Source organism: Pusillimonas sp. MFBS29, assembly GCF_020687695.1.
Taxonomy (GTDB): Bacteria; Pseudomonadota; Gammaproteobacteria; order Burkholderiales; family Burkholderiaceae_B; genus Pusillimonas_C.
In genome coordinates, this window is record NZ_JAJEWL010000010.1 from 46,025 (window position 1) to 65,223 (window position 19,199).

21 protein-coding genes are annotated in these 19,199 nt (G+C 56.6%); 11 read left to right on the top strand and 10 right to left on the bottom strand.

Annotated features, from left to right (window positions below; all coding sequences use genetic code 11):
* Positions 1 to 6: 6 nt before the first annotated feature.
* Genes ehuC through ehuA form a run of 3 tightly spaced genes read left to right on the top strand, consistent with a single transcriptional unit; the run spans position 7 to position 2,205 of the window.
* Positions 7 to 678: an ectoine/hydroxyectoine ABC transporter permease subunit EhuC gene (gene ehuC / locus LKR43_RS14260; protein ID WP_227684880.1), complete on the top strand. Its 672-nt coding sequence runs from the start codon at positions 7 to 9 to the stop codon at positions 676 to 678.
* Position 679: 1 nt separating this feature from the next.
* Positions 680 to 1,372: an ectoine/hydroxyectoine ABC transporter permease subunit EhuD gene (ehuD, locus tag LKR43_RS14265; protein WP_227684881.1), complete on the top strand. Its 693-nt coding sequence runs from the start codon at positions 680 to 682 to the stop codon at positions 1,370 to 1,372.
* Positions 1,369 to 2,205, top strand: a complete 837-nt coding sequence (gene ehuA / locus LKR43_RS14270) for an ectoine/hydroxyectoine ABC transporter ATP-binding protein EhuA (protein WP_370632125.1) — start codon at positions 1,369 to 1,371, stop codon at positions 2,203 to 2,205. The genes ehuD and ehuA overlap by 4 nt, the downstream gene beginning before the upstream one ends.
* On the opposite strand, the gene LKR43_RS14275 is transcribed toward ehuA, so the two are convergent.
* From LKR43_RS14275 to LKR43_RS14310, 8 genes are all read right to left on the bottom strand, one after another.
* Entirely contained in the window at positions 2,206 to 2,475 is a 270-nt protein-coding gene (locus tag LKR43_RS14275; RefSeq protein WP_227684882.1) for a hypothetical protein, read from the bottom strand.
* A gap of 89 nt (positions 2,476 to 2,564) precedes the next feature.
* A complete protein-coding gene (thpD, locus tag LKR43_RS14280; RefSeq protein ID WP_227684883.1) occupies positions 2,565 to 3,485 on the bottom strand; it encodes an ectoine hydroxylase in 921 nt (306 codons plus the stop codon).
* A gap of 20 nt (positions 3,486 to 3,505) precedes the next feature.
* Positions 3,506 to 3,901, bottom strand: a complete 396-nt coding sequence (locus LKR43_RS14285; protein WP_227684884.1) for an ectoine synthase — start codon at positions 3,899 to 3,901, stop codon at positions 3,506 to 3,508.
* A complete protein-coding gene (gene ectB / locus LKR43_RS14290; RefSeq protein WP_227684943.1) occupies positions 3,898 to 5,205 on the bottom strand; it encodes a diaminobutyrate--2-oxoglutarate transaminase in 1,308 nt (435 codons plus the stop codon). The genes LKR43_RS14285 and ectB overlap by 4 nt, the downstream gene beginning before the upstream one ends.
* 93 nt (positions 5,206 to 5,298) lie before the next feature.
* Positions 5,299 to 5,784, bottom strand: a complete 486-nt coding sequence (ectA, locus tag LKR43_RS14295) for a diaminobutyrate acetyltransferase (protein ID WP_227684944.1) — start codon at positions 5,782 to 5,784, stop codon at positions 5,299 to 5,301.
* A gap of 80 nt (positions 5,785 to 5,864) precedes the next feature.
* Entirely contained in the window at positions 5,865 to 6,407 is a 543-nt protein-coding gene (locus tag LKR43_RS14300) for a MarR family winged helix-turn-helix transcriptional regulator (protein ID WP_227684885.1), read from the bottom strand.
* Positions 6,408 to 6,592: 185 nt separating this feature from the next.
* Positions 6,593 to 8,050, bottom strand: coding sequence for a metalloprotease TldD (tldD, locus tag LKR43_RS14305; RefSeq protein ID WP_227684886.1), 1,458 nt, complete (start codon positions 8,048 to 8,050; stop codon positions 6,593 to 6,595).
* Positions 8,051 to 8,069: 19 nt separating this feature from the next.
* Complete coding sequence (locus LKR43_RS14310; protein WP_227684887.1) at positions 8,070 to 8,888, bottom strand: carbon-nitrogen hydrolase family protein; 819 nt, start codon at positions 8,886 to 8,888, stop codon at positions 8,070 to 8,072.
* Positions 8,889 to 9,049: 161 nt separating this feature from the next.
* Here LKR43_RS14310 and LKR43_RS14315 point away from each other — a divergent pair, with 161 nt between their 5' ends.
* Positions 9,050 to 9,427 carry an H-NS family nucleoid-associated regulatory protein gene (locus tag LKR43_RS14315; protein ID WP_227684888.1) on the top strand — a complete coding sequence of 126 codons (378 nt, stop codon included), beginning with the start codon at positions 9,050 to 9,052 and terminating at the stop codon, positions 9,425 to 9,427.
* A 4-nt stretch (positions 9,428 to 9,431) separates the two neighbouring features.
* Here the strand turns inward: LKR43_RS14315 and LKR43_RS14320 are convergent, their stop codons facing one another.
* Positions 9,432 to 10,076, bottom strand: coding sequence for a DUF4136 domain-containing protein (locus LKR43_RS14320; protein WP_227684889.1), 645 nt, complete (start codon positions 10,074 to 10,076; stop codon positions 9,432 to 9,434).
* 168 nt (positions 10,077 to 10,244) lie between these two features.
* Between LKR43_RS14320 and pepN the strand changes: the two genes are divergently transcribed.
* Genes pepN through LKR43_RS14335 form a run of 3 tightly spaced genes read left to right on the top strand, consistent with a single transcriptional unit; the run spans position 10,245 to position 14,601 of the window.
* Positions 10,245 to 12,938 carry an aminopeptidase N gene (gene pepN / locus LKR43_RS14325; RefSeq protein WP_227684890.1) on the top strand — a complete coding sequence of 898 codons (2,694 nt, stop codon included), beginning with the start codon at positions 10,245 to 10,247 and terminating at the stop codon, positions 12,936 to 12,938.
* A gap of 18 nt (positions 12,939 to 12,956) precedes the next feature.
* Positions 12,957 to 13,967: a class 1 fructose-bisphosphatase gene (locus LKR43_RS14330; protein WP_227684891.1), complete on the top strand. Its 1,011-nt coding sequence runs from the start codon at positions 12,957 to 12,959 to the stop codon at positions 13,965 to 13,967.
* A 10-nt stretch (positions 13,968 to 13,977) separates the two neighbouring features.
* Complete coding sequence (locus tag LKR43_RS14335) at positions 13,978 to 14,601, top strand: ATP-binding cassette domain-containing protein (RefSeq protein WP_227684892.1); 624 nt, start codon at positions 13,978 to 13,980, stop codon at positions 14,599 to 14,601.
* A gap of 9 nt (positions 14,602 to 14,610) precedes the next feature.
* Here LKR43_RS14335 and LKR43_RS14340 read toward each other — a convergent pair whose 3' ends face one another.
* Entirely contained in the window at positions 14,611 to 15,498 is an 888-nt protein-coding gene (locus LKR43_RS14340) for a LysR family transcriptional regulator (RefSeq protein WP_227684893.1), read from the bottom strand.
* Between the two features lie 137 nt (positions 15,499 to 15,635).
* On the opposite strand from LKR43_RS14340, the gene LKR43_RS14345 reads away from it, so the two are divergent.
* The 4 genes from LKR43_RS14345 to LKR43_RS14360 all read left to right on the top strand — a co-directional run bounded on the left by LKR43_RS14345 (position 15,636) and on the right by LKR43_RS14360 (position 19,192).
* Positions 15,636 to 16,427, top strand: a complete 792-nt coding sequence (locus tag LKR43_RS14345) for an SDR family NAD(P)-dependent oxidoreductase (protein ID WP_227684894.1) — start codon at positions 15,636 to 15,638, stop codon at positions 16,425 to 16,427.
* 67 nt (positions 16,428 to 16,494) lie between these two features.
* Positions 16,495 to 17,484, top strand: a complete 990-nt coding sequence (locus tag LKR43_RS14350) for a tripartite tricarboxylate transporter substrate binding protein (protein WP_227684895.1) — start codon at positions 16,495 to 16,497, stop codon at positions 17,482 to 17,484.
* A 17-nt stretch (positions 17,485 to 17,501) separates the two neighbouring features.
* A complete protein-coding gene (locus LKR43_RS14355) occupies positions 17,502 to 18,623 on the top strand; it encodes a mandelate racemase/muconate lactonizing enzyme family protein (RefSeq protein ID WP_227684896.1) in 1,122 nt (373 codons plus the stop codon).
* 125 nt (positions 18,624 to 18,748) lie between these two features.
* Positions 18,749 to 19,192, top strand: a complete 444-nt coding sequence (locus LKR43_RS14360; protein WP_227684897.1) for a PepSY domain-containing protein — start codon at positions 18,749 to 18,751, stop codon at positions 19,190 to 19,192.
* The last annotated feature ends 7 nt before the right edge of the window (positions 19,193 to 19,199 follow it).

Genomic DNA, 19,199 nt, shown 5'->3' on the forward strand with positions numbered 1-19,199 from the left:
TTACTGATGGAATGGCTCAGCTACAGCACACCGCTGCTGCAAGGCGCCTGGGTAACGATACAACTTACCGTTTACTCGACCATACTGGGCGCCTTTTTCGCCTTTGCCTTTGGCATAGGCAAACTCTCTTCCAACTGGATCGCCAAAAGCGTTTCGATATTCTTTATCGAGATATTCAGGGGCACATCGTTGCTGGTGCAGCTGTTCTGGCTGTACTTTGCCCTGCCCCTGCTTGGCCAGGCCATAGGCATTGATCTACGCCTGCCGTCCGTTGTGGCCGGCACGCTGGCCCTTAGCCTGAATATCGGCGCTTACGGGGCTGAAGTGGTGCGCGGCGCCATCCAGGCCGTGCCTTCCACCCAGCATGAAGCCGCCAAGGCACTGGACTTTACGCCCAGGCAGGTGCTCTGGCGGATATCGCTGCCGCAAGCCATACCCGAAATGATGCCCAGCTTCGGCAACCTGGCCGTCCAGAATCTGAAGGACACCGCGCTGGTGTCACTGATCAGCCTGGGTGACCTGGCCTTTCGCGCCGAACAGATCCGCAACTTCACACAAGACAGCGTAACGGTGTATACGCTGCTGCTGTTCATGTATTTCGGCATGGCGCTGGTGCTGACCGCCATCATGAAGCTGCTGGAGCGTTCGGTCGGGCGCTGGCGCGCGGGGAGGACCTGACATGCTGTTTGGCATAGAGTGGGATACCTCCACCAACTGGGCGTTCGCGGTTTCCATATTGCCCATATTGCTCAAGGGCCTGATCGTGACCATACAGGCCACCGTGGTGGGCTTTGGCGTGGCGGCGGTGCTGGGCCTGGTGCTGGCGGCGCTGAAGTCGTCCAGGCTGCGCATTATTTCGTGGCCGGCACGCTTCATTACCGAGTTCATCCGCGACACACCCCTGCTGGTGCAGCTGTTCTTCCTGTATTACGTGCTGCCCGAATACGGCATCGTGCTGCCCGCCTTCCTGACCGGCGCGCTGGCCCTGGGCATACAGTACAGCGCCTATACCTCTGAAGTGTACCGGGCCGGCATCGAGTCGATCACTCACGGTCAGACTGAAGCCGCCAGGGCGCTGGACCTGTCTCCGTTGCGCACGTTCAGCATTGTCATCGTGCCGCAGGCCATTCCGCGCATCATACCGGCGCTGGGCAACTACCTGGTGTCCATCATGAAGGATGTGCCCGTGCTGTCGGTGGTATCGGTGCTTGAGATGCTTAACGTGGCCAAAATCATTGGCGACCGCACCTTCAATTACCTGATCCCGCTGTCGATGGTCGGCGGCTTGTACCTTATTCTTACCTTAGTGGCTTCCGCAGGCGTGCGCCATCTGGACCAGCGCCTGCCCAAGCGAGGGATACCCCTGAAATGAATGACACAGACACCATGACAGCAACGCCGGAGGCGCAAACCGCGGCCACGCCGGATGCAAACACCATTATACAGTTCGACAAGGTAGTGAAACGCTTTGGCGACGTAACCGTGCTGGACAGCCTGGACTTCAATGTACAGAAAGGCGAGAAAGTCACGATTATCGGGCCGTCTGGATCGGGCAAATCCACGGTGCTGCGCATACTCATGACCCTGGAAACCATTAATGAAGGGGTCATACATGTTGCGGGCAAGCCCTTGTGGCACGAACTGCACAACGGCGAGCTGGCAGCGGCCAGTGAAGAACACCTGCGCAATATGCGCAAGGAAATGGGTATGGTCTTCCAGCAGTTCAATCTGTTCCCCCACATGACGGTCAGGCGCAATATTACCGAGGCGCCTGTGCATGTACTGGGATTATCGAAGGAAAAGGCCAATCAGCGTGCCGAAGAATACCTGGAACTGGTTGGCCTGTCGGATCAGGCCGACAAATTTCCCAGCCAGCTATCCGGCGGCCAGCAGCAACGGGTGGCCATTGCGCGCGCCCTGGCCATGAAACCGAACATCATGCTGTTTGATGAGCCTACCTCGGCGCTGGACCCCGAGCTGGTCGGCGAAGTGCTCAATGTGATTCAGCGCCTGTCTGAAGAAGAAGACCTGACCATGCTGCTGGTGACACACGAAATGCAGTTCGCAAAACAAATATCCGACCGTGTCTGTTTCTTTGACAAGGGCCGGATGGTGGAAGAAGGAACTCCTGAAGAGCTGTTCAGCTCGCCTCGCGAGCCGCGCACCCAGGAGTTCCTGAAGGGGTTTTTAAACCCCGAAGGCTGATTAGTGGTGGCTGTGCGAGCTGGAAGAGCCGCTGTCGGACGATTGAGCCACTGCAGCAATAACCCCAGCCGCAGCAATGGCACCAACCGCAATTGCGGCTGCAGGTACCGTTACACCGGCAACACTAACGCCACCAGCGGCTGCACCCGGCGCTCCTGCCGGAGCGGGTGTTGTTGCGGGTGGATTGGCGCCGCTGGTTTGCGCATAAGCGCCCAGCGAGAACAAAGCCAGCGTTGCAGCCCCCACAGACTTGATGATGAACTTTGCCACGGCAATTCCTTTAACGTTAATTATTTACAAACTACTTCAATTATTATGCCAAAGCATGACGGCAATAGCAAAAGAAACTTTTAAGACAATCAGGCCGTTACTTCGTCTTCCAGAGGAACCAGCGGCGTAAACTGCTTGCGCGTGGCAATGTGCTCGGGCCTGGGCGTCAGCCCGTATCGAGGCGCTTCCAGCGTGTTTTCCATGCTGTTATACACCATGAACACATTGGCGCGCGGCCAGGGCGATATATTGCCGTTCGAGCCATGCATGGTGTTGCATTCAAAGAACACTACCGAACCGGCCTTGGCCGTCATGGCCTGTATGCCACCCTGCTCGGCCAGCAAGCGCAGGCTTACGGGGTCGGGCACGCCGTATTCCTGCTTCTTGAGCGACTTCTTGTAGTGCTCATCGGGCGTAACACCCTGGCAGGAAATGAACTGCTGGTGCGACCCGGGTACCAGCATCAGCGGGCCATTGCAGGCGTTGTTGTCAGTCAGCAAGACCGAGCAACTGAGCGCTCGCATGCCGGGCATGCCGTCTTCCACGTGCCAGGTTTCAAAGTCGGAATGCCAGTAGAACTCCTTGCCCTTGAAGCCGGGCTTCATGTTGGCACGCGACTGGTGCATATACACCTCGGACCCCAGCAGTTGCCGGGCAACGTGTATCAGGCGCGGGTCGCAGGCCAGCCGGCCCAGCATCTGGCTAAGCTCATGCACCCGGAAGATAGACCTGACCTCATCGCTGCCAGGCTCGGTAATGGCCTCTTCCATACTGGTAATGGCCGGGTCGGCGCTCATGCGCCTCACCTCGTCCAGCAGCTCCTGAACCTCATCGCTGTTGAACACATTCTCGAGCATCAGGAAACCATCGCGCTCGTAAGCCGCTACCTGATCCGACTCGAGCGCGCTGGCATAGGTGCCGCCCCCGTAAACCACGGGGTCTCTGCGCGCAATGATGGCCGAAGTGCGATCAGTTCGCGAGGAATAAAGATCGTTGATAGCTAAATTCATGTATAGACTCCTTCGCGCCTTCAAGCGGCGTCGGTAACCAGCGGGTACACGCCCTTCTCGTCGTGCACCTCGAAGCCGGTCAGCGGCGGATTGAATACGCAGATCACGCGCAGCGGCTCTTTGCCGCCACGCAACCAATGTTCATCGTTCTGGTCCAGGGCGTAAACCACGCCCGGGCCCAAGGCATATTTCTTGCCATCGGCGATGGTTTCCACTTCGCCGTCGCCTTCTATGCACCACACGGCTTCCAGATGATTCTGATAGTGGATATGCGTTTCCGTACCCGGAAAAATAACGGTCTCGTGGAAAGAAAACCCCATGCCGTCTTTTTTCAGCAGCACGCGACGGCTTAGCCAAGTCTCGGTTTTCACCTCGTTCTCGGTACCAATCACGTCCTTCACATTCTTGACTATCATCCTGCTTTTCCTCCGAACTTCAATACACGGGCGCTCACGCCCTTTTCCGACAATGCCTCGGCCAGGCTGCGTTCAATCACTTCCAGCCCGCGCGTCAGCAGTTCATCTTCTATGGTCAGCGCCGGCAAGATCTTCAGGACCTCGTCATTGGCGCCCGAGGTTTCGATCACGACGCCGCGCTCGAATGCCTTCCTGGAAATCAGACTGGCCAGATCGTCATCGGCCGGTGTGACCAGACCCTGGATCAGGCCGCGACCCCGTACGCTCAGGCCTGCGCCCGGATAGCTGTGAACCAGGTTCTCCAGCCAGTCACGCACTATGCGCTCTTTGCGCTGGGTGTCCTGCGCAAAACGGTCGTCACGCCAGTAGCTGTCCAGCGCCTGTGCCGCCGTAACAAAAGCCATGTTGTTGCCCCGGAACGTACCGGTGTGGGCACTGGGTTTCCAGACATCAAGCTCGGGCTTCATAAGCACCAGCGACATCGGCATGCCAAAGCCCGACAGCGATTTGGACAAGGTAATGATGTCGGGTTCGATACCGGCCGCTTCGAAACTGAAGAAATTCCCGGTTCGGCCGCAACCCACCTGGATGTCATCGACGATCAGCAACATGTCATGCTGACGGCAAACACGCTGCAGCTCTTTGAGCCAACGCTTGGAGGCCACGTTGACACCACCCTCGCCCTGCACGGTTTCAACGATCACGGCAGCAGGATGATCCAGCCCGCTGCTGTTGTCGTTCAACAGGCGCTCGAAATATGCAATGGTGTTGACATCGGGGCCCATGTAGCCGTCGAATGGCATGAAAGAAGTATTGCCCAGAGCTACGCCGGCAGCTTCACGAAATTTGGAATTGGCCGTAACCGCCAGCGAACCGCCACTGACACCATGAAAGCCATGGGTGAACGACACAATATTGGGCCGACCCTTGATCTGGCGTGCCAGTTTCAATGCTGCCTCGACAGCGTTGGTGCCGGTGGGGCCGGTAAACTGCAAGGTGTACTGCCAGTTCCTGGGTCGGAGCAGCACTTGCTCAACGGTTTCCAGGAAATACTTCTTGGCGCTGGTAGCCATATCCAGTCCGTGCACGAGGCCGTCGGAATCCAGATACTCGATCAGCTTCCGCTTCAAGACGGGATTATTGTGACCATAGTTCAGCGTTCCGGCACCGCTGAAGAAATCAATATATTCCTTATTGTCTTCATCTATCAGTACGGAGCCGCGAGCTTGTTTGAATATGACTGGAAAGGACCGAACGTAGCCCCGTACCTCCGACTCCATTCGGTCAAATATTTTTAAGTCCATCATGCTGTGTTCTCCTTTTGTAGTGAGGCACCCAGCGCAAGCCGGTCTGAGCACCTGGTCTTGCGGTGCCTCGACGGTGAAACGAATCGACTTCTAGGGAAGCGATGTACTGGTGAAAGGGCCTATGCGCAGCAACGGCTCATCTTCATGAGCATGCTCGCCAAACATATGCCGCTCGAATAAAGGCTGCTCGTTGACAGGAGCAAGCAATTTACGGGCCAGCCCCCCGAACATCGCGCGCGATGCGCGGTTATCGGGGCCGACCGTGGTTTCAAGATACTGAATATGGGCCAAAGCGGGACGCTGCAGCAGGCTTTGCAGCATGCGCCGTCCCAGGCTTTGTCCGCGTGCCCGCTCATGCACCGCCACCTGCCAGACAAACAGGGTATCGGGCCGCTCTGGCGGCACATAACCCGACACAAAGCCCAGCAATGTGTCGTTATCGCCGGCCAGCACACAAGTGGCCCCGAAGTATTCGCTTAGCAGCAGGTAGGTGTAAACAGAATTGAGGTCGAGTGGCGGACACTCGGAAATCAGGCGGTGGATGTCGGCTGCGTCGGCTTTGTGCGGCTGCCGCATCCACTGGGTTGGTTCGCTATAGCGGGTATCGCCGGCGGATTCTGAAGATTTGATTGAAGAGTTGGTAGTTTCGCAGTCAGTCACACGACCAGTCCCGATTCGGGAAGCGCGCCGCCAACCGGCACATCAAGTATGGGCGAGGCAAGCTCGCCGGGCGCTTCCTGCGGCGCAACACCATCGGATTCCATCAGGTCGACGATACGCTCGAGCGACATGGTAATGGAGGCCTGCTCTTGTTCGGGCAAGGCGTTCAGGGCATCAGCCAGTTTCTTTTGCAGGGGAGACGGGGTGTCGTGGGCAAGCTTGATGCCGGCTTGCGTAGCCGTTACGAAAACGATACGACGATCTTCGCGACCCCGCTCACGGTTGATCAGGCCTTTGTCTTCCAGGCGGTCGAGAATACCCACCACGGTGCTGGCACTGAGGTGAATTTCGCGACTGATGGCAGTCGCGGTAAGCGGCCCGTGCTCGATCACGGCACGCAGACAGATAAGCTGCGGCGCCGTGATATTGCTGTACGCCGCCAACTGCCGCGAGTGCAGCGCAACAGAGCGCGTAATGCGGCGCAAGGCACGCAAAATACGCAGGTCGTACTGCTGGGTGGTTGAAGAAGTATTCGGCATGATCAAATGAGTTCAATCCAATTAATTTCTACTCAAATCATAAGCCCGCCAATGAAATAAGTCAACCTGCGAAACCTGCGCAGACGGCAAAAGAGGGCGGGATGACTGGAATCATTCCGCCCTCTTTTGCCGGCCCCGAAAACGGGCGCCGGACTTGGCTTAAGGTGCTGTTAAAACCGGCGTTTTCAGGCCGTGCCGCCCACCGTCAGGCCTTCCATGCGCACGGTTGGCATGCCTACGCCCACCGGCACGCTCTGCCCTTCCTTGCCGCAGGTACCCACACCGGAATCGAGCTGCAGGTCGTTGCCGATCAGGCTGACCTGATTCATGGCTTCGGGCCCGCTGCCGATCAGGGTGGCGCCTTTCACCGGGCAGGTAACCTTGCCATTTTCGATCAGATAGGCCTCGGAGGTAGAGAAAACGAATTTGCCGCTGGTGATGTCGACCTGGCCGCCGCCAAAATTCACGGCGTATAAACCCTTCTTGACCGAAGCAATGATCTCTTCGGGCGGCGTTTGACCGGCCATCATGTAGGTATTGGTCATGCGCGGCATGGGCAGATGCGCGTAGGATTCGCGCCGGCCATTGCCGGTTACAGGCATCTTCATCAGGCGGGCATTCATGGAATCCTGCATATATCCCTTCAGAATGCCGTCTTCGATCAGGACATTGCGCTGCGTAGTATTGCCTTCGTCGTCGATGTTCAGGGAACCCCGGCGATCGGCAATGGTGCCGTCATCAATGACAGTTACGCCCCTGGACGCCACACGCTCGCCGATGCGCCCGGAAAACACGCTGGAACCCTTGCGGTTGAAGTCACCTTCAAGGCCATGGCCCACGGCCTCGTGCAGCAGGATGCCGGGCCAGCCCGAACCCAGCACGACAGTCATCTCGCCTGCCGGCGCAGGCTTGGCCTCGAGGTTGGTCAGGGCCTCGTGGGTGGCACGCTGCACATAGGAACGCAGCACGTCGTCGGTGAAATACGCCAGGCCGCTGCGGCCACCGCCGCCGCCGTGCCCCATTTCGCGGCGTCCGTTGCGCTCGGCAATGACCGTGAGCGAAAGGCGCACCAGCGGGCGTACGTCGGCCGCCAGCCGGCCATCGCTGCCGGCCACCAGCACCACGTCGTACTCGGCGCCCAAACCGGCCATAACCTGGATGATGTGCGGATCAGCCGCACGGGCCATGGCCTCGATGCGTTCAAGCAAGGCAACTTTTTCGGGTGACGACAGAGAGTTGACCGGATCAATGGCGGGATAAAGATCATGGCCACGCGGCGGGTGGCCGCTAAAGACCTTCTGACGCCCCGCGCCACGACGCGCAATGCTGCGCACCGCATGGGCGGACGACAGCAAGGCATCGGCCGACAGGCTGTCGGAATAAGCGAAAGCGGTTTTTTCTCCGGTGATGGCGCGCACCCCTACACCCTGCTCTATAGAGAAGCTGCCGGTCTTGACTATGCCCTCTTCGAGGCTCCAGCCTTCGCTGCGCGTGTACTGAAAGTACAGGTCGGCATAGTCGACCTTGTGGGTAAAGATTTCACCCAGGGCCCGCGCCATATCGGCTTCGTCGAGACCCCAGGGGTCGAGCAAAACCGACTTGGCGGTAGCCAGGGCATTAATGGCGGAATCCGCAGGTTTCATATATATGGCAAATCCTGTATTACATAGTACGGTGCTTGAGCGCCGGCAAAGAGGCGCGTACATCGGCAATTCGGTCAAGGCTTATCGTGCCTGTGGCAACGCCCGGTTCATTATCAACCTGGGCCAGCACTTCGCCCCACGGATCAATTAGAACAGAATGCCCCCATGTGCGCCTGCCGTTCTCGTGCTTGCCGCCCTGCGCTGGCGCCAGCACATAGCACTGGTTCTCGATCGCACGGGCGCGCAGCAATATGTCCCAGTGCGCCGAACCCGTGGTGGAGGTAAACGCAGCCGGCAGCACAATAAGGTTGACCTCGCCCATGGCCCGGAAAAATTCGGGGAATCTCAAGTCGTAACAAATTGATAGCCCGACCCGACCCAGCGGGGTATCAAGCGTTTGCGGCGGATTATCTCCCGGCCGGATGGCAATGGATTCGTCGTAGGACTCTTTTCCTTTGGTGAATCCGAACAAATGGACTTTATCGTAGCGGGCCACCTGCTGCCCGTCGGGGCCATAAACCAGACACGCATTAAAGATCCGGTTGGGATCGTCGTTATCAAGTGGCAAGGTTCCGCCCACCAGCCATATACCGTGCTGACGGGCTTGCCCGGCAAGAAATTCCTGTATGGGCCCGTTACCGGGCTCTTCCTTGATGGCCAGCTTATCGGCGTCTTGGTGCCCCATAAAGCAAAAATATTCGGGCAAGGCGATCAGCCGGGCACCAGCCCCGGCAGCCTGGGCGATAAGATCGGCCGCCTGACGCAGATTATCGTCCACGCGTGTGGAACTGACCATTTGAATGGCGGCAACCTTGAAGGCATTTTCAGTATTATTCATCAAATTTCTTTCCGTATTAACTAACGACGACCGGGCATTAATAAGTCAGTCAGCCATATTGCAGCATATATATATTTTATCGACGACAATCGCTATATAATCAGATATTCGCAGCGGTTAAGTAATAACGGCATAACAACCATTTACCCCAGGAACCCTGAATGACACGCGACAACTACTCGGCACTTAAACAAAAAATAGAAAAAGAAATAGTCAAGCTGCAAAAGCAGGCCCAGGCACTGCAAGCCAAACAACGTGGCCCGGTTATTACATCTATTATTCGCTCCATGCGCGAATACGATATCACCCCCGAAGACATCGCTGCCGCCTATAAACAAAAAACCACTCCGCGCACCAGCACTGCCACACGCACCACGAAAGCGGCAGCAGGCCCGGCGGTAAAACGCACGGTTCCGGCCAAATATCGCCACCCGGAAACCAACGAAACCTGGACGGGTCGCGGCAAGGCCCCGCGCTGGATCACCAACGCCGAGGCCGAAGGCAAGAGCCGCGACCAATTCCTGATCGCCAATTCCTGATCACTCAGCGCGGCCTGTCGTACTGCACCTCGCGTACCTGCCCGTTATTGCCCGGGAAACGGTCGAATACCGCCTGGGCTAAATAAGGCATGACCTGTAACAGATTATTGTTCGAGCTAAGGTTTACGGCGCTTGAACGATAAACTTCAGCATTATTGGCCTGATTATCGTTAATAACGATGGTCAAGGTATTGTTATATATCTCGACCGGGAAATTCTGCACCGTAGGGGCCATATAAATACCACCCCAGCCCCAGCCATGAAAGCCGCCGTAATATCCGCCAAAGGCCGGACCCATCCAGCCATCGTTCAGATACGGATCGTTATAGCGCTGAACCCAGGTTTTGGTAACCGGGTTTTCATAAGTAATATGCAAATCGAAACGCGCCTGGCCTGACTGAGACTCGACCAGGCCTGTGGGGCCGATATTGGCCCTGACCATATCTGCCACAGCCTGGAATTCCAGGTTGTTCTTCTGTGCCTGGGCGGGCACGATGCGATACGAATCACCCTGGGCGTTGCCCGGCCACTGCTGAAAGCTGGTAACGCGAGCCGACAGCGTTGATGCGCATCCGGCTATCAAAAAAACGCTGCCGAGCACCAAGCATCGCAGCATGGCTGTCTGGTAACGACAAAATTTGTGCCACATAAGCTATTCCTAGACTAACTAACGACATACAAGCCGGCGTACAAGCATCTTGTACCACCTGGTTTCCATCAGACCGCATATGTTCGGCAAAGGTTGCATAATTGATGTAAAAACCGCAACACCAAGCAAACACTACAATAGGCTACTTCGCCTGTTATTGGTCCAGTCATGCGCACAGATACCGCTCCAACCATTCTACGTCACGATTATCAGCCCTACCCCTACCGCCTTACCCAGGTGCAGCTTGATTTCGAGCTTGATCCGGCCCAAACGCGGGTGCACTCGCAGCTGCACTTCGAACAGGCCGGCGCCAGTCTGCAGCCACTGGTCCTGAACGGGCAAGAGCTGCAGCTGGAAGCCGTTTTGCTGAACGACAAGCCACTGACAGCGCAAGACTATCAGCTGCAGGACGACACCCTGACGATACTGCCCCAGACCTCAAGCTTTGTGCTGAAAATCACCAGCCTGTGCCAGCCCGAGCAAAACTCGAGCCTGATGGGCTTGTATGTGTCGGGCGGAAAGCTGTTCACCCAATGCGAAGCGGAAGGCTTCAGGCGCATCACCTGGTTCCCTGACCGGCCCGACGTCATGGCGCCGTATCGTGTGCGCATGCAGGCCAGCAAGCAGCACTACCCCCTGCTGCTGTCCAACGGCAACCTGATCGAGCAGCGCGAACTGCCCGACGGCCGTCACGAAGCAACATGGGAAGATCCGCATCCCAAGCCCAGCTATCTGTTTGCCCTGGTTGCCGGCAAGTTCGACTGCCGCGAACTCAACATACAAACCGGCAGCGGCCGCAAAGCCTTGCTGCAGGTTCTCAGCGACCCGGGCACGCTGAATAAAACCGAGTGGGCCATGGATTGCCTGGACCGCTCGGTCAAGTGGGACGAAAGCCGCTTCGGACTGGAACTGGACCTTGACCGGTTCATGATCGTGGCCGCCCACGACTTCAATATGGGCGCCATGGAAAACAAAGGCCTGAACGTATTCAACGCCGCCTACGTTCTGGCCGATTCCGACACAGCCACCGACGCCGCCTACCGCGCCATCGAAGCCGTCATAGGTCATGAATATTTCCACAACTGGACCGGCAACCGGGTTACCTGCCGCGACTGGTTCCAGCTGTCGTTGAAAGAAGGCCTTACGGTATTCCGCGACCAGGAGTTCTCGGCCGACATGCTGGCCCAAGGCCTGGAAGGCGCCGAAGCACAAAGCGCACGCGCCGTGAAACGCATAGACGACGTCAGCACGCTGCGCCTGGCTCAGTTTCCCGAAGACGCCGGCCCCATGGCACACCCCATACGGCCGGAAAGCTACCAGGAAATCGGCAACTTCTACACCGCCACGGTTTATGAAAAAGGCGCCGAGGTCATACGCATGCAGCACACCCTGCTGGGCGAGGCCGGCTTTCAGGCCGGGATGGCCGAGTACTTCAGGCGCCACGATGGCCAGGCAGTCACGTGCGATGATTTCGTCAGTGCCATGGAATCAGTCTACACACAGCAGAACCCCGGCAAGAATTTCGATATCTTTCGCCGCTGGTACGCCCAGGCCGGCACGCCCCGTGTGCACGTCAGCCTGAGCTACCAGGCTCAAGACCAGACCTGCACGGTCACCCTAAGGCAGCACAACGCACCGGTGGGCATCGAAAAACTCGTCAACCCGCCCCAGCCCAAGCTGCCCCTGCATATTCCGTTTGCCATGGGCTTGCTCGGACAAGACGGCCGCGCATTAAGCATCAACCATCAGGGGCAGTCGCAAGACACCATTGTGCTTGAACTGAGCCAGGAAGAACAAAGCTGGACCTTCACCGGCGTTCCCGAGCAGCCCGTGCCGTCGTTGCTGCGCAATTTTTCCGCGCCAGTCATGGTTGATTTCGAACGCAGCGATGCCGACCTGGCGCTTTTGGCCAGGCACGACACCGACCCCTTTGCCCGCTGGGAAGCCTGCCAGACCCTGGCCACCCGCCAGCTGCTGGCATTGATCCGGGCATTTTCAGACAACGACACCCCCGCGATCGACCCCGCTTTCCTGGACACCTGGCGCAGCCTGCTGAACGATGCCTCGCTAACCACGGCGTACAAGGCCAGGGTCTTGAGCCTGCCCAGCCAGCGCGAGCTACTGGAGAAAACCGCACCTATGGATCCGCTGGGCGTGATCCGGGCCAGCCGCTACCTGCGCACCCAACTGGGCCAGGCCTTGCAGACACAATGGCTGGAGACCTACCACGACAACGTCGATACCGATACCGCCTATCAGCCCGACCCGCTGTCTTCCGGCCGGCGCGCCCTGAAGAACCTGGCGCTAAGCCATCTGCTGGCCGCCGGACACCCCGAAGGCGAAACCCTGGCCCTAGCACAGTACTACGACGCGCGCAACATGACCGATCGCATGGGCGCGCTGTCGGCGCTAAGCCATTATTCCAGCTCTACCGAGTGCGCCCAGGCCCTGGACCACTTCTACGAGCAATGGCAGCACGATCCCCTGGTCATAGACAAGTGGTTCACACTGCAGGCCGTTGCACCCTCTACCACGTTGGACAAAGCACGGGCACTGATGGTGCATCCGGCGTTTTCCATGCGCAATCCCAATCGTGCGCGCGCACTGATCTTCCAGTTTTGCCTGAACAACCTGCAAGGCGTGCATAGCCCAGAAGGCTATGCCTTCTGGGCCGAACAAGTGCTGGCCCTGGACCAGATCAATCCCGAGATTGCCGCCAGGCTGGCCCGTGCGTTCGATAACTGGGCCCGCTTTGGCGAACCCCACCGTACGGCGCTGCGCAAGGCCCTGGAACATATCCGCCAGCAGCCAAAACTCTCGCCCAACGTCGCCGAAATCATTTCCAAAGCCTTGAATATCTAGCCTCCGGAGCATTCATTCATGACACGCAAGACACTGACCCAGTATCTGGTTGAACAACAAAGACAAGAGAAAGCCGTTTCGGCTGAAGTACGCCTGCTGATAGAAACCGTTGCGCGGGCCTGCAAAACCATCAATCATGCCGTCAGCAAAGGCGCCCTGGGCGGCGTGCTGGGCAGCCTGGAAACCGAGAACGTTCAGGGTGAAGTGCAGAAAAAACTCGATGTAATGTCGAACGAAGTGCTGCTTGAAGCCAATGAATGGGGCGGACACCTGGCCGCCATGGCTTCCGAGGAAATGGAAACCATACACCGCATTCCCAACCGCTATCCCAAGGGCGAATACCTGCTGCTGTTCGATCCCCTGGACGGATCATCGAACATCGACGTGAACGTATCCATAGGCACCATATTCTCGGTGCTGCATGCGCCGCACGACGCCTCGGGCCGCGACGTGGAAGAGCAAGACTTCCTGCAGCCCGGTTCGCAGCAGGTGGCCGCAGGCTACGCCGTTTACGGGCCGCAGGCCATGCTGGTTCTTACCGTGGGCACCGGTGTGGTCAGCTTCACACTGGATCGCGAAATGGGTTCGTGGGTACTCACCAATGAATCCATCCGGATTCCCGAACAAACGGCTGAATTCGCCATCAACATGTCGAACATGCGACACTGGGAAGCACCGGTGAAACGCTATATCGACGACTGCCTGGCGGGCAAAACCGGCCCCCTGGAAAAAGACTACAACATGCGCTGGATTGCCTCGATGGTGGCCGACGTGCATCGCATCCTGACCCGTGGCGGTATCTTCATGTACCCGCGCGATCAGCGGCCTTCAGGCAAGGCCGGCAAGCTGCGACTGATGTATGAAGCCAATCCCATGAGCTTTATTGTGGAACAGGCCGGCGGCATGGCCATAGACGGCAACCAGCGCATCCTGGACGTACAGCCCACCGCCCTGCACCAGCGCATAGGCGTGGTGCTGGGCTCCAAACAAGAAGTCGAACGCGTACTGAAATATCACGAGCAGGCGTAAGGTTCGGCGCATGCTACGTATCGACAATATCAGCAAGCGCTACGGCGACCATCTGGTGTTCCAGGGCCTGACGCACAGCTTCAGGCCCGGATGCACGGCTTTGTGCGAAGAAGACAACACCGGCAAGTCCACCCTGCTCGCGCTCATCGCGGGCACCCTGGCACCCGATACCGGAGACGTCTGGGTCGATGGGCACTCCATCGCTCGGGCGCCACAGCAGGCCAGGGCCCGCCTGGCCTATGTGCCCGACAATTGCATGGTGTTTCCAGAGCAAACGGGGCGCGGCCTGCTGGAACACGTTGCCACTGAAAAGCACACACAGGTGGATGATGCCGTACTAGAACTGGCCTACCGGCTGGGGCTGGAGTCACACCTGGACAAGCGCTTCGAGCAGATGTCCACAGGCACACGCCGCAAGGTTTACCTGGCCGCTGCTGCCCTGGGTGATCCGGCCGTCATCATTGCCGACGGCCCCAGCAGCGGACTGGACAAGCAAGCCATCGCGGTGCTGGCCGAACAGTTCAAGGCCTGGGCAAAAAGCAAGGTCGTGCTGTTCGCCAGCCACGATCCGCAACTGGTAAGTGCCTGCAAAGCACAGGCACTTACTGTTGCGAGCTTGCAAGCGTATGCTTAAAGCATCCCTCTACAAGACTAGTCGCTGCCTTCCCGCACGGAGCAAACAATCCCTGAACGCCGATGTAAGCCTCAGCTTAGCGCTGTCTTTAGGCTCAGCCAGCACTACAGACCGGGTCAACCCCGGCTCACCGAATGGGACCGCTTTAAGCTTGTGCAGGCGCAGAAAACTACGTGAGCTCAAGGGAATGATGGATACACCAAGTCCATAGCGAACCATCTGGCCAATGGCTTCCAATGAATCCAATTCCATGATCGGGTTAGTCAAGAGCTTTCTTCGCTGCAAATCTTCCTCAATGATACGGTTCACCCAGAAATGACGATTAAAACGAATATATGGGTGGGCGCGCAACAATGCTTGATCACTCTGCTCGCTCGTTCCTGTAGCTCGAGCGATCACCACAATAGGTTCTTCGGTAAACGCTGTCCACTGTAGATCTGGTATGGGTCCCTGGGGTTCACTGATAATTGCGGCGTCCAATTCCCTGTGCCTGAGACGCTCGGCTAAAGACGGCGACAGCCCGTGCTCCAACCTAATTTGAGCTCGGGGATGAGCCTTTCGAAAGGCGATTAGTGCCCTGGGTATCACACCGGTAAGTGCTGTCGGTATCGCTGCAATATTCAACACGCCTGTTAGGTCTTCAGAGGAAGAAACAGCCTCGTACAGCTGCGAATAACGAGCTATTACCTCTTTGGCCTGAACCACCAACGCCAGGCCCTGGGGCGTCAATTGTGCGGGTTTGCGCGCTCGATTCAATAAAGAGGTCTTGAACTCACTTTCCAGCTTGGCGACCTGCGCCGCAGCGGCTGGCACACTTAGGAATACACGCTCTGCAGCCGCTGAAATGCTGCCATATTCCGCTACCGCAACCAAAGTTTTAAGCTCTCGTATAGACACAAGCGCCTCCTCTTTCAGGCATCACATTCGCTCTGCTTAATTTTTGTTTTTATTAACTAAAAGAACTAATAATACAGAAAAACAAAACACTCTGAGTTGCTAGACTGTCCCCATATTCGATCAACCCAGGAGAAGAAATGAGCAGCACAGCAGGCACAGGAAGATTTACAGAACGCGTGGCCGTAGTCACGGGTGGAGCCAGCGGTGCTGGCTCATCGATATGCCGCGAGTTTGCTGCACAGGGAGCTACTGTTGTAGTCGCCGATCTGAATATCAGTGCTGCTACGGCACTGGCAAAAGAACTGGGCACAAACCACGTCCATGCCATCGCCGTTGATATTACAGACTCTTCCAGCGTGTCGGCCTTGGCAGCACAAGTAACGCAACAATGCGGAAGGTCCGCAGACATACTTATCAACAACGCGGGGGTCCGCATAGTCAAATCATTACTTGACCATACTGACGACGACTGGGAGAAGATGATCAACATCAATCTCACCGGACATTTCTATTGCACCCGTGCTTTCGCACCTGCCATGATCGAACGCGGCTGGGGTCGAATAATTAACATTGCTTCCATCGCAAGCTTTGTCGGAAGACCGGATCGAGTTGCGTACTGCGCCGCAAAAGCTGGCACATTAGGCCTCACGCGAGCAGCAGCAATAGATCTACGCCACAGCGGCATCACCGTAAACGCCATAGCACCGGGGTCTATCGCTACTCCACTAAATGCTCAAGCAAAAAACGATAACAACGTCGATTGGGGTGGAGAAACGCTGGTTGGCCGTTGGGGACAAGGGAATGATATCGCCAAGGCTGCCGCGTACTTAGCCTCGGACGACGCATCCTACGTTAATGGAACCACGCTAACGGTTGACGGAGGATGGGTATCTGCAAAGGCTCGAGACGGAGAAATAGGCTCAAGCTGAACCCAATACTCACACAGCGCATCACGGCAAACCAGTCCGGAAGACATATAAATAATTGGAGGATGACATGAAAAAAACACATAGCACTCGCCTGCGCCTTACCATCGCAGCCACCCTTTTTGCCACCAGCACCTGCTTACCTTTATTGGCAACAGCGCAGAGCTATCCAACGAAAACGGTCAAAATCATTGTGCCGTTTCCTGCGGGCGGCGTGACCGACTTGATTGCGCGACTGATAAGCGACAAGCTCAGCCCGATATGGGGTCAGACCGTTATCGTAGACAACCGAGCTGGCGCCAGCGGCATGATAGGTGCCGATGCGGTAGCCAAATCAGAGCCGGACGGCCACACTTTATTGCTTTCATCTACAGCGGAAGTCGCCATCAATCAAAATCTTTACAAGTCTATGGCTTACGATCCTGCCAAAGATCTACTGCCCATCACTTTGACCGCCACCACACCATTGATATGGGTGGCTCACCCATCAACAGGCATAAAAGATATTGAAAGCGCAAAGACTGTATCGAAACAGGCCCCGGTCACTTATGCCTCAGCTGGAAGTGGCGGTGTCCAACATATGGCCGGCGCATTGCTGGAAACCAAGACGAGACTGGGTTTATCACATATTCCCTATCGCGGAGGCTCTCCCGCCGTCGCTGACGTACTTGCCGGCCATGTCCAAACTTCCATATCCTCCGCTCCGCTCGTTGTGCCCCATATCAACGATAAAAAGCTTACAGCTCTGGCCGTTACTTCCAGTAAGCGTATGGCTTCACTTCCCGATGTACCCACCGTCAATGAGGCGCTTTCCATCGATGATTTCGAGATTCTGAACTGGTACGGGCTGTATGCACCCAAGGGAACTTCTGAAGAGATACTCGATAAGATTAATAAAGATGTAGTAGCCGTGCTGAAAATACCTGACATTGAGAAACGCATCACAGATGCCGGCGCCGACCCGATTGGCAGCTCGCGGGTTGATTTCAAAGAGTTTTGGCACAGGGAAATGGACAAGTACGCCCAAATCATCAAGGAGTCAGGCGCCAAGGTCGACTAGGATGCCATGGGCATAATTTGGATATTCTATTGATGACATTACCCATCACCACCGTTGAGATATTCCGCATCGCCGTCCCTTTGCTCGGCGATGGCTTTCGCAACGCTTACGCCACCAACACCACCCAGCACAGTATTATCGTGCGACTCAGGTCCGGCACCCACATCGGCTTGGGTAATGTCGACCCTCTACCCGGCTACTCAACAGAAGCCATAGAACAATCCATCAACAGCCTGCGAAGCACATTGGCACCAGCACTAATAGGCTTTGACGTCAGTAACCTTCAGCGGATTTCTGATTTGATGGATACCGTTCTGCTTGGTTATATGGAAGCCAAAGCGGCTATAGAGATGGCCTGCTGCGACCTTTTGGGTCGTGCATTAGCCATACCAGTACATCAATTGCTCGGGGGTGCGGTAAACCAGTGCCTACACTTCAATGCCTGGATAGGCATTGTGCCGCCTGACCAGGCAGCGCGCGAGGCCCAACAATGGCAAGCCGCTGGTTTCCGGTCAGCAAAAATAAAGCTTGGTGGAGACGTATATGCAGACCGTGACCGTATACATGCAGTCAGAGAAGCTGTAGGCCCGGAAATGCAGCTACGGGGCGACGCTAATGCGGGATACAGCGTGGCTGACGGTATTACCCTTGGACATCTTTTAGAACCTTATCATCTCCAGTTGCTTGAGCAACCTGTTGCGGCCAACGACTTACCAGGTTTAGCCAAAGTTCGTCAGGCGATAGGTATCCCTGTCATGGCCGACGAAGCGATCACAGACCATCAAAGCCTCATTGATGCCATCCGGGCGGATTGCGCAGATATCGTCAAATTCAAAGTCATGAAACAAGGAGGCTTAATCAAATGTCGCCATATGATGGAAACTGCTAGCGCTGCTGGCCTGAAAATCGTGATTGGACATGGCTTTGGCCTAAACATAAATACCGCAGCGGAAATCATGTTAGCGGCCACTAGTGCAGATGTGCTTGAAGGGTTGGAAAGCGTTGGCCCCCTGAAAATGCGTGATGACATAACCACTACCCAGATGAACCTATCCACTGGGAGTCTTGATTTACCGAATAGCGCTGGACTGGGGCTGGAAATTGACGAAGAGAAACTGCAGCGCTACCGTATGGACTGACAAGAAAAAACTCTATCGTTGGGCAACGCTGAGTTTCAATCCAATGGCCTTGCAAGAATAGAAACATGGATGTCTGCTAGACTGGGTTCAAGCACCCTCGAGCATTCACTCTAAGGAACTGTTACATGAAGCTCACACTGTCTGCCATTGTCATCGCTGCCGGCCTCGCCATTCCCGGCATCACGCTGGCTCAAGACCTGCCCAAGGCCGTCAGCGACCTGGGACTCAGCAATATCGAAATTCGTGAAAAGCCCCGCGCCGAGTACGGACGCCGCATCAGGGCCACGCTGCCAAGCAACGCCAAAGTGGAAATCGAACTCGATGGCAAGGACGCCATCGAGGATATCGAATCGCGGGGTAATGATCTTTTCCCGATTGCTGATATCCGCAGCCTGGTACCCGCGCCAATTCTTGAAAACAAGCAATGGCCTGCCGACGCCCGGCTCGAAAAAATCGAGTTCGAGCGTGATGGTCGTATCGAGATTGAGGGCAGGCTGGCCGACGGGCAGGAATTCGATGCCGAATTCTCTGCCGATGGCCGTACGCTGGATTTCGATATCGACGACTGATTACGAC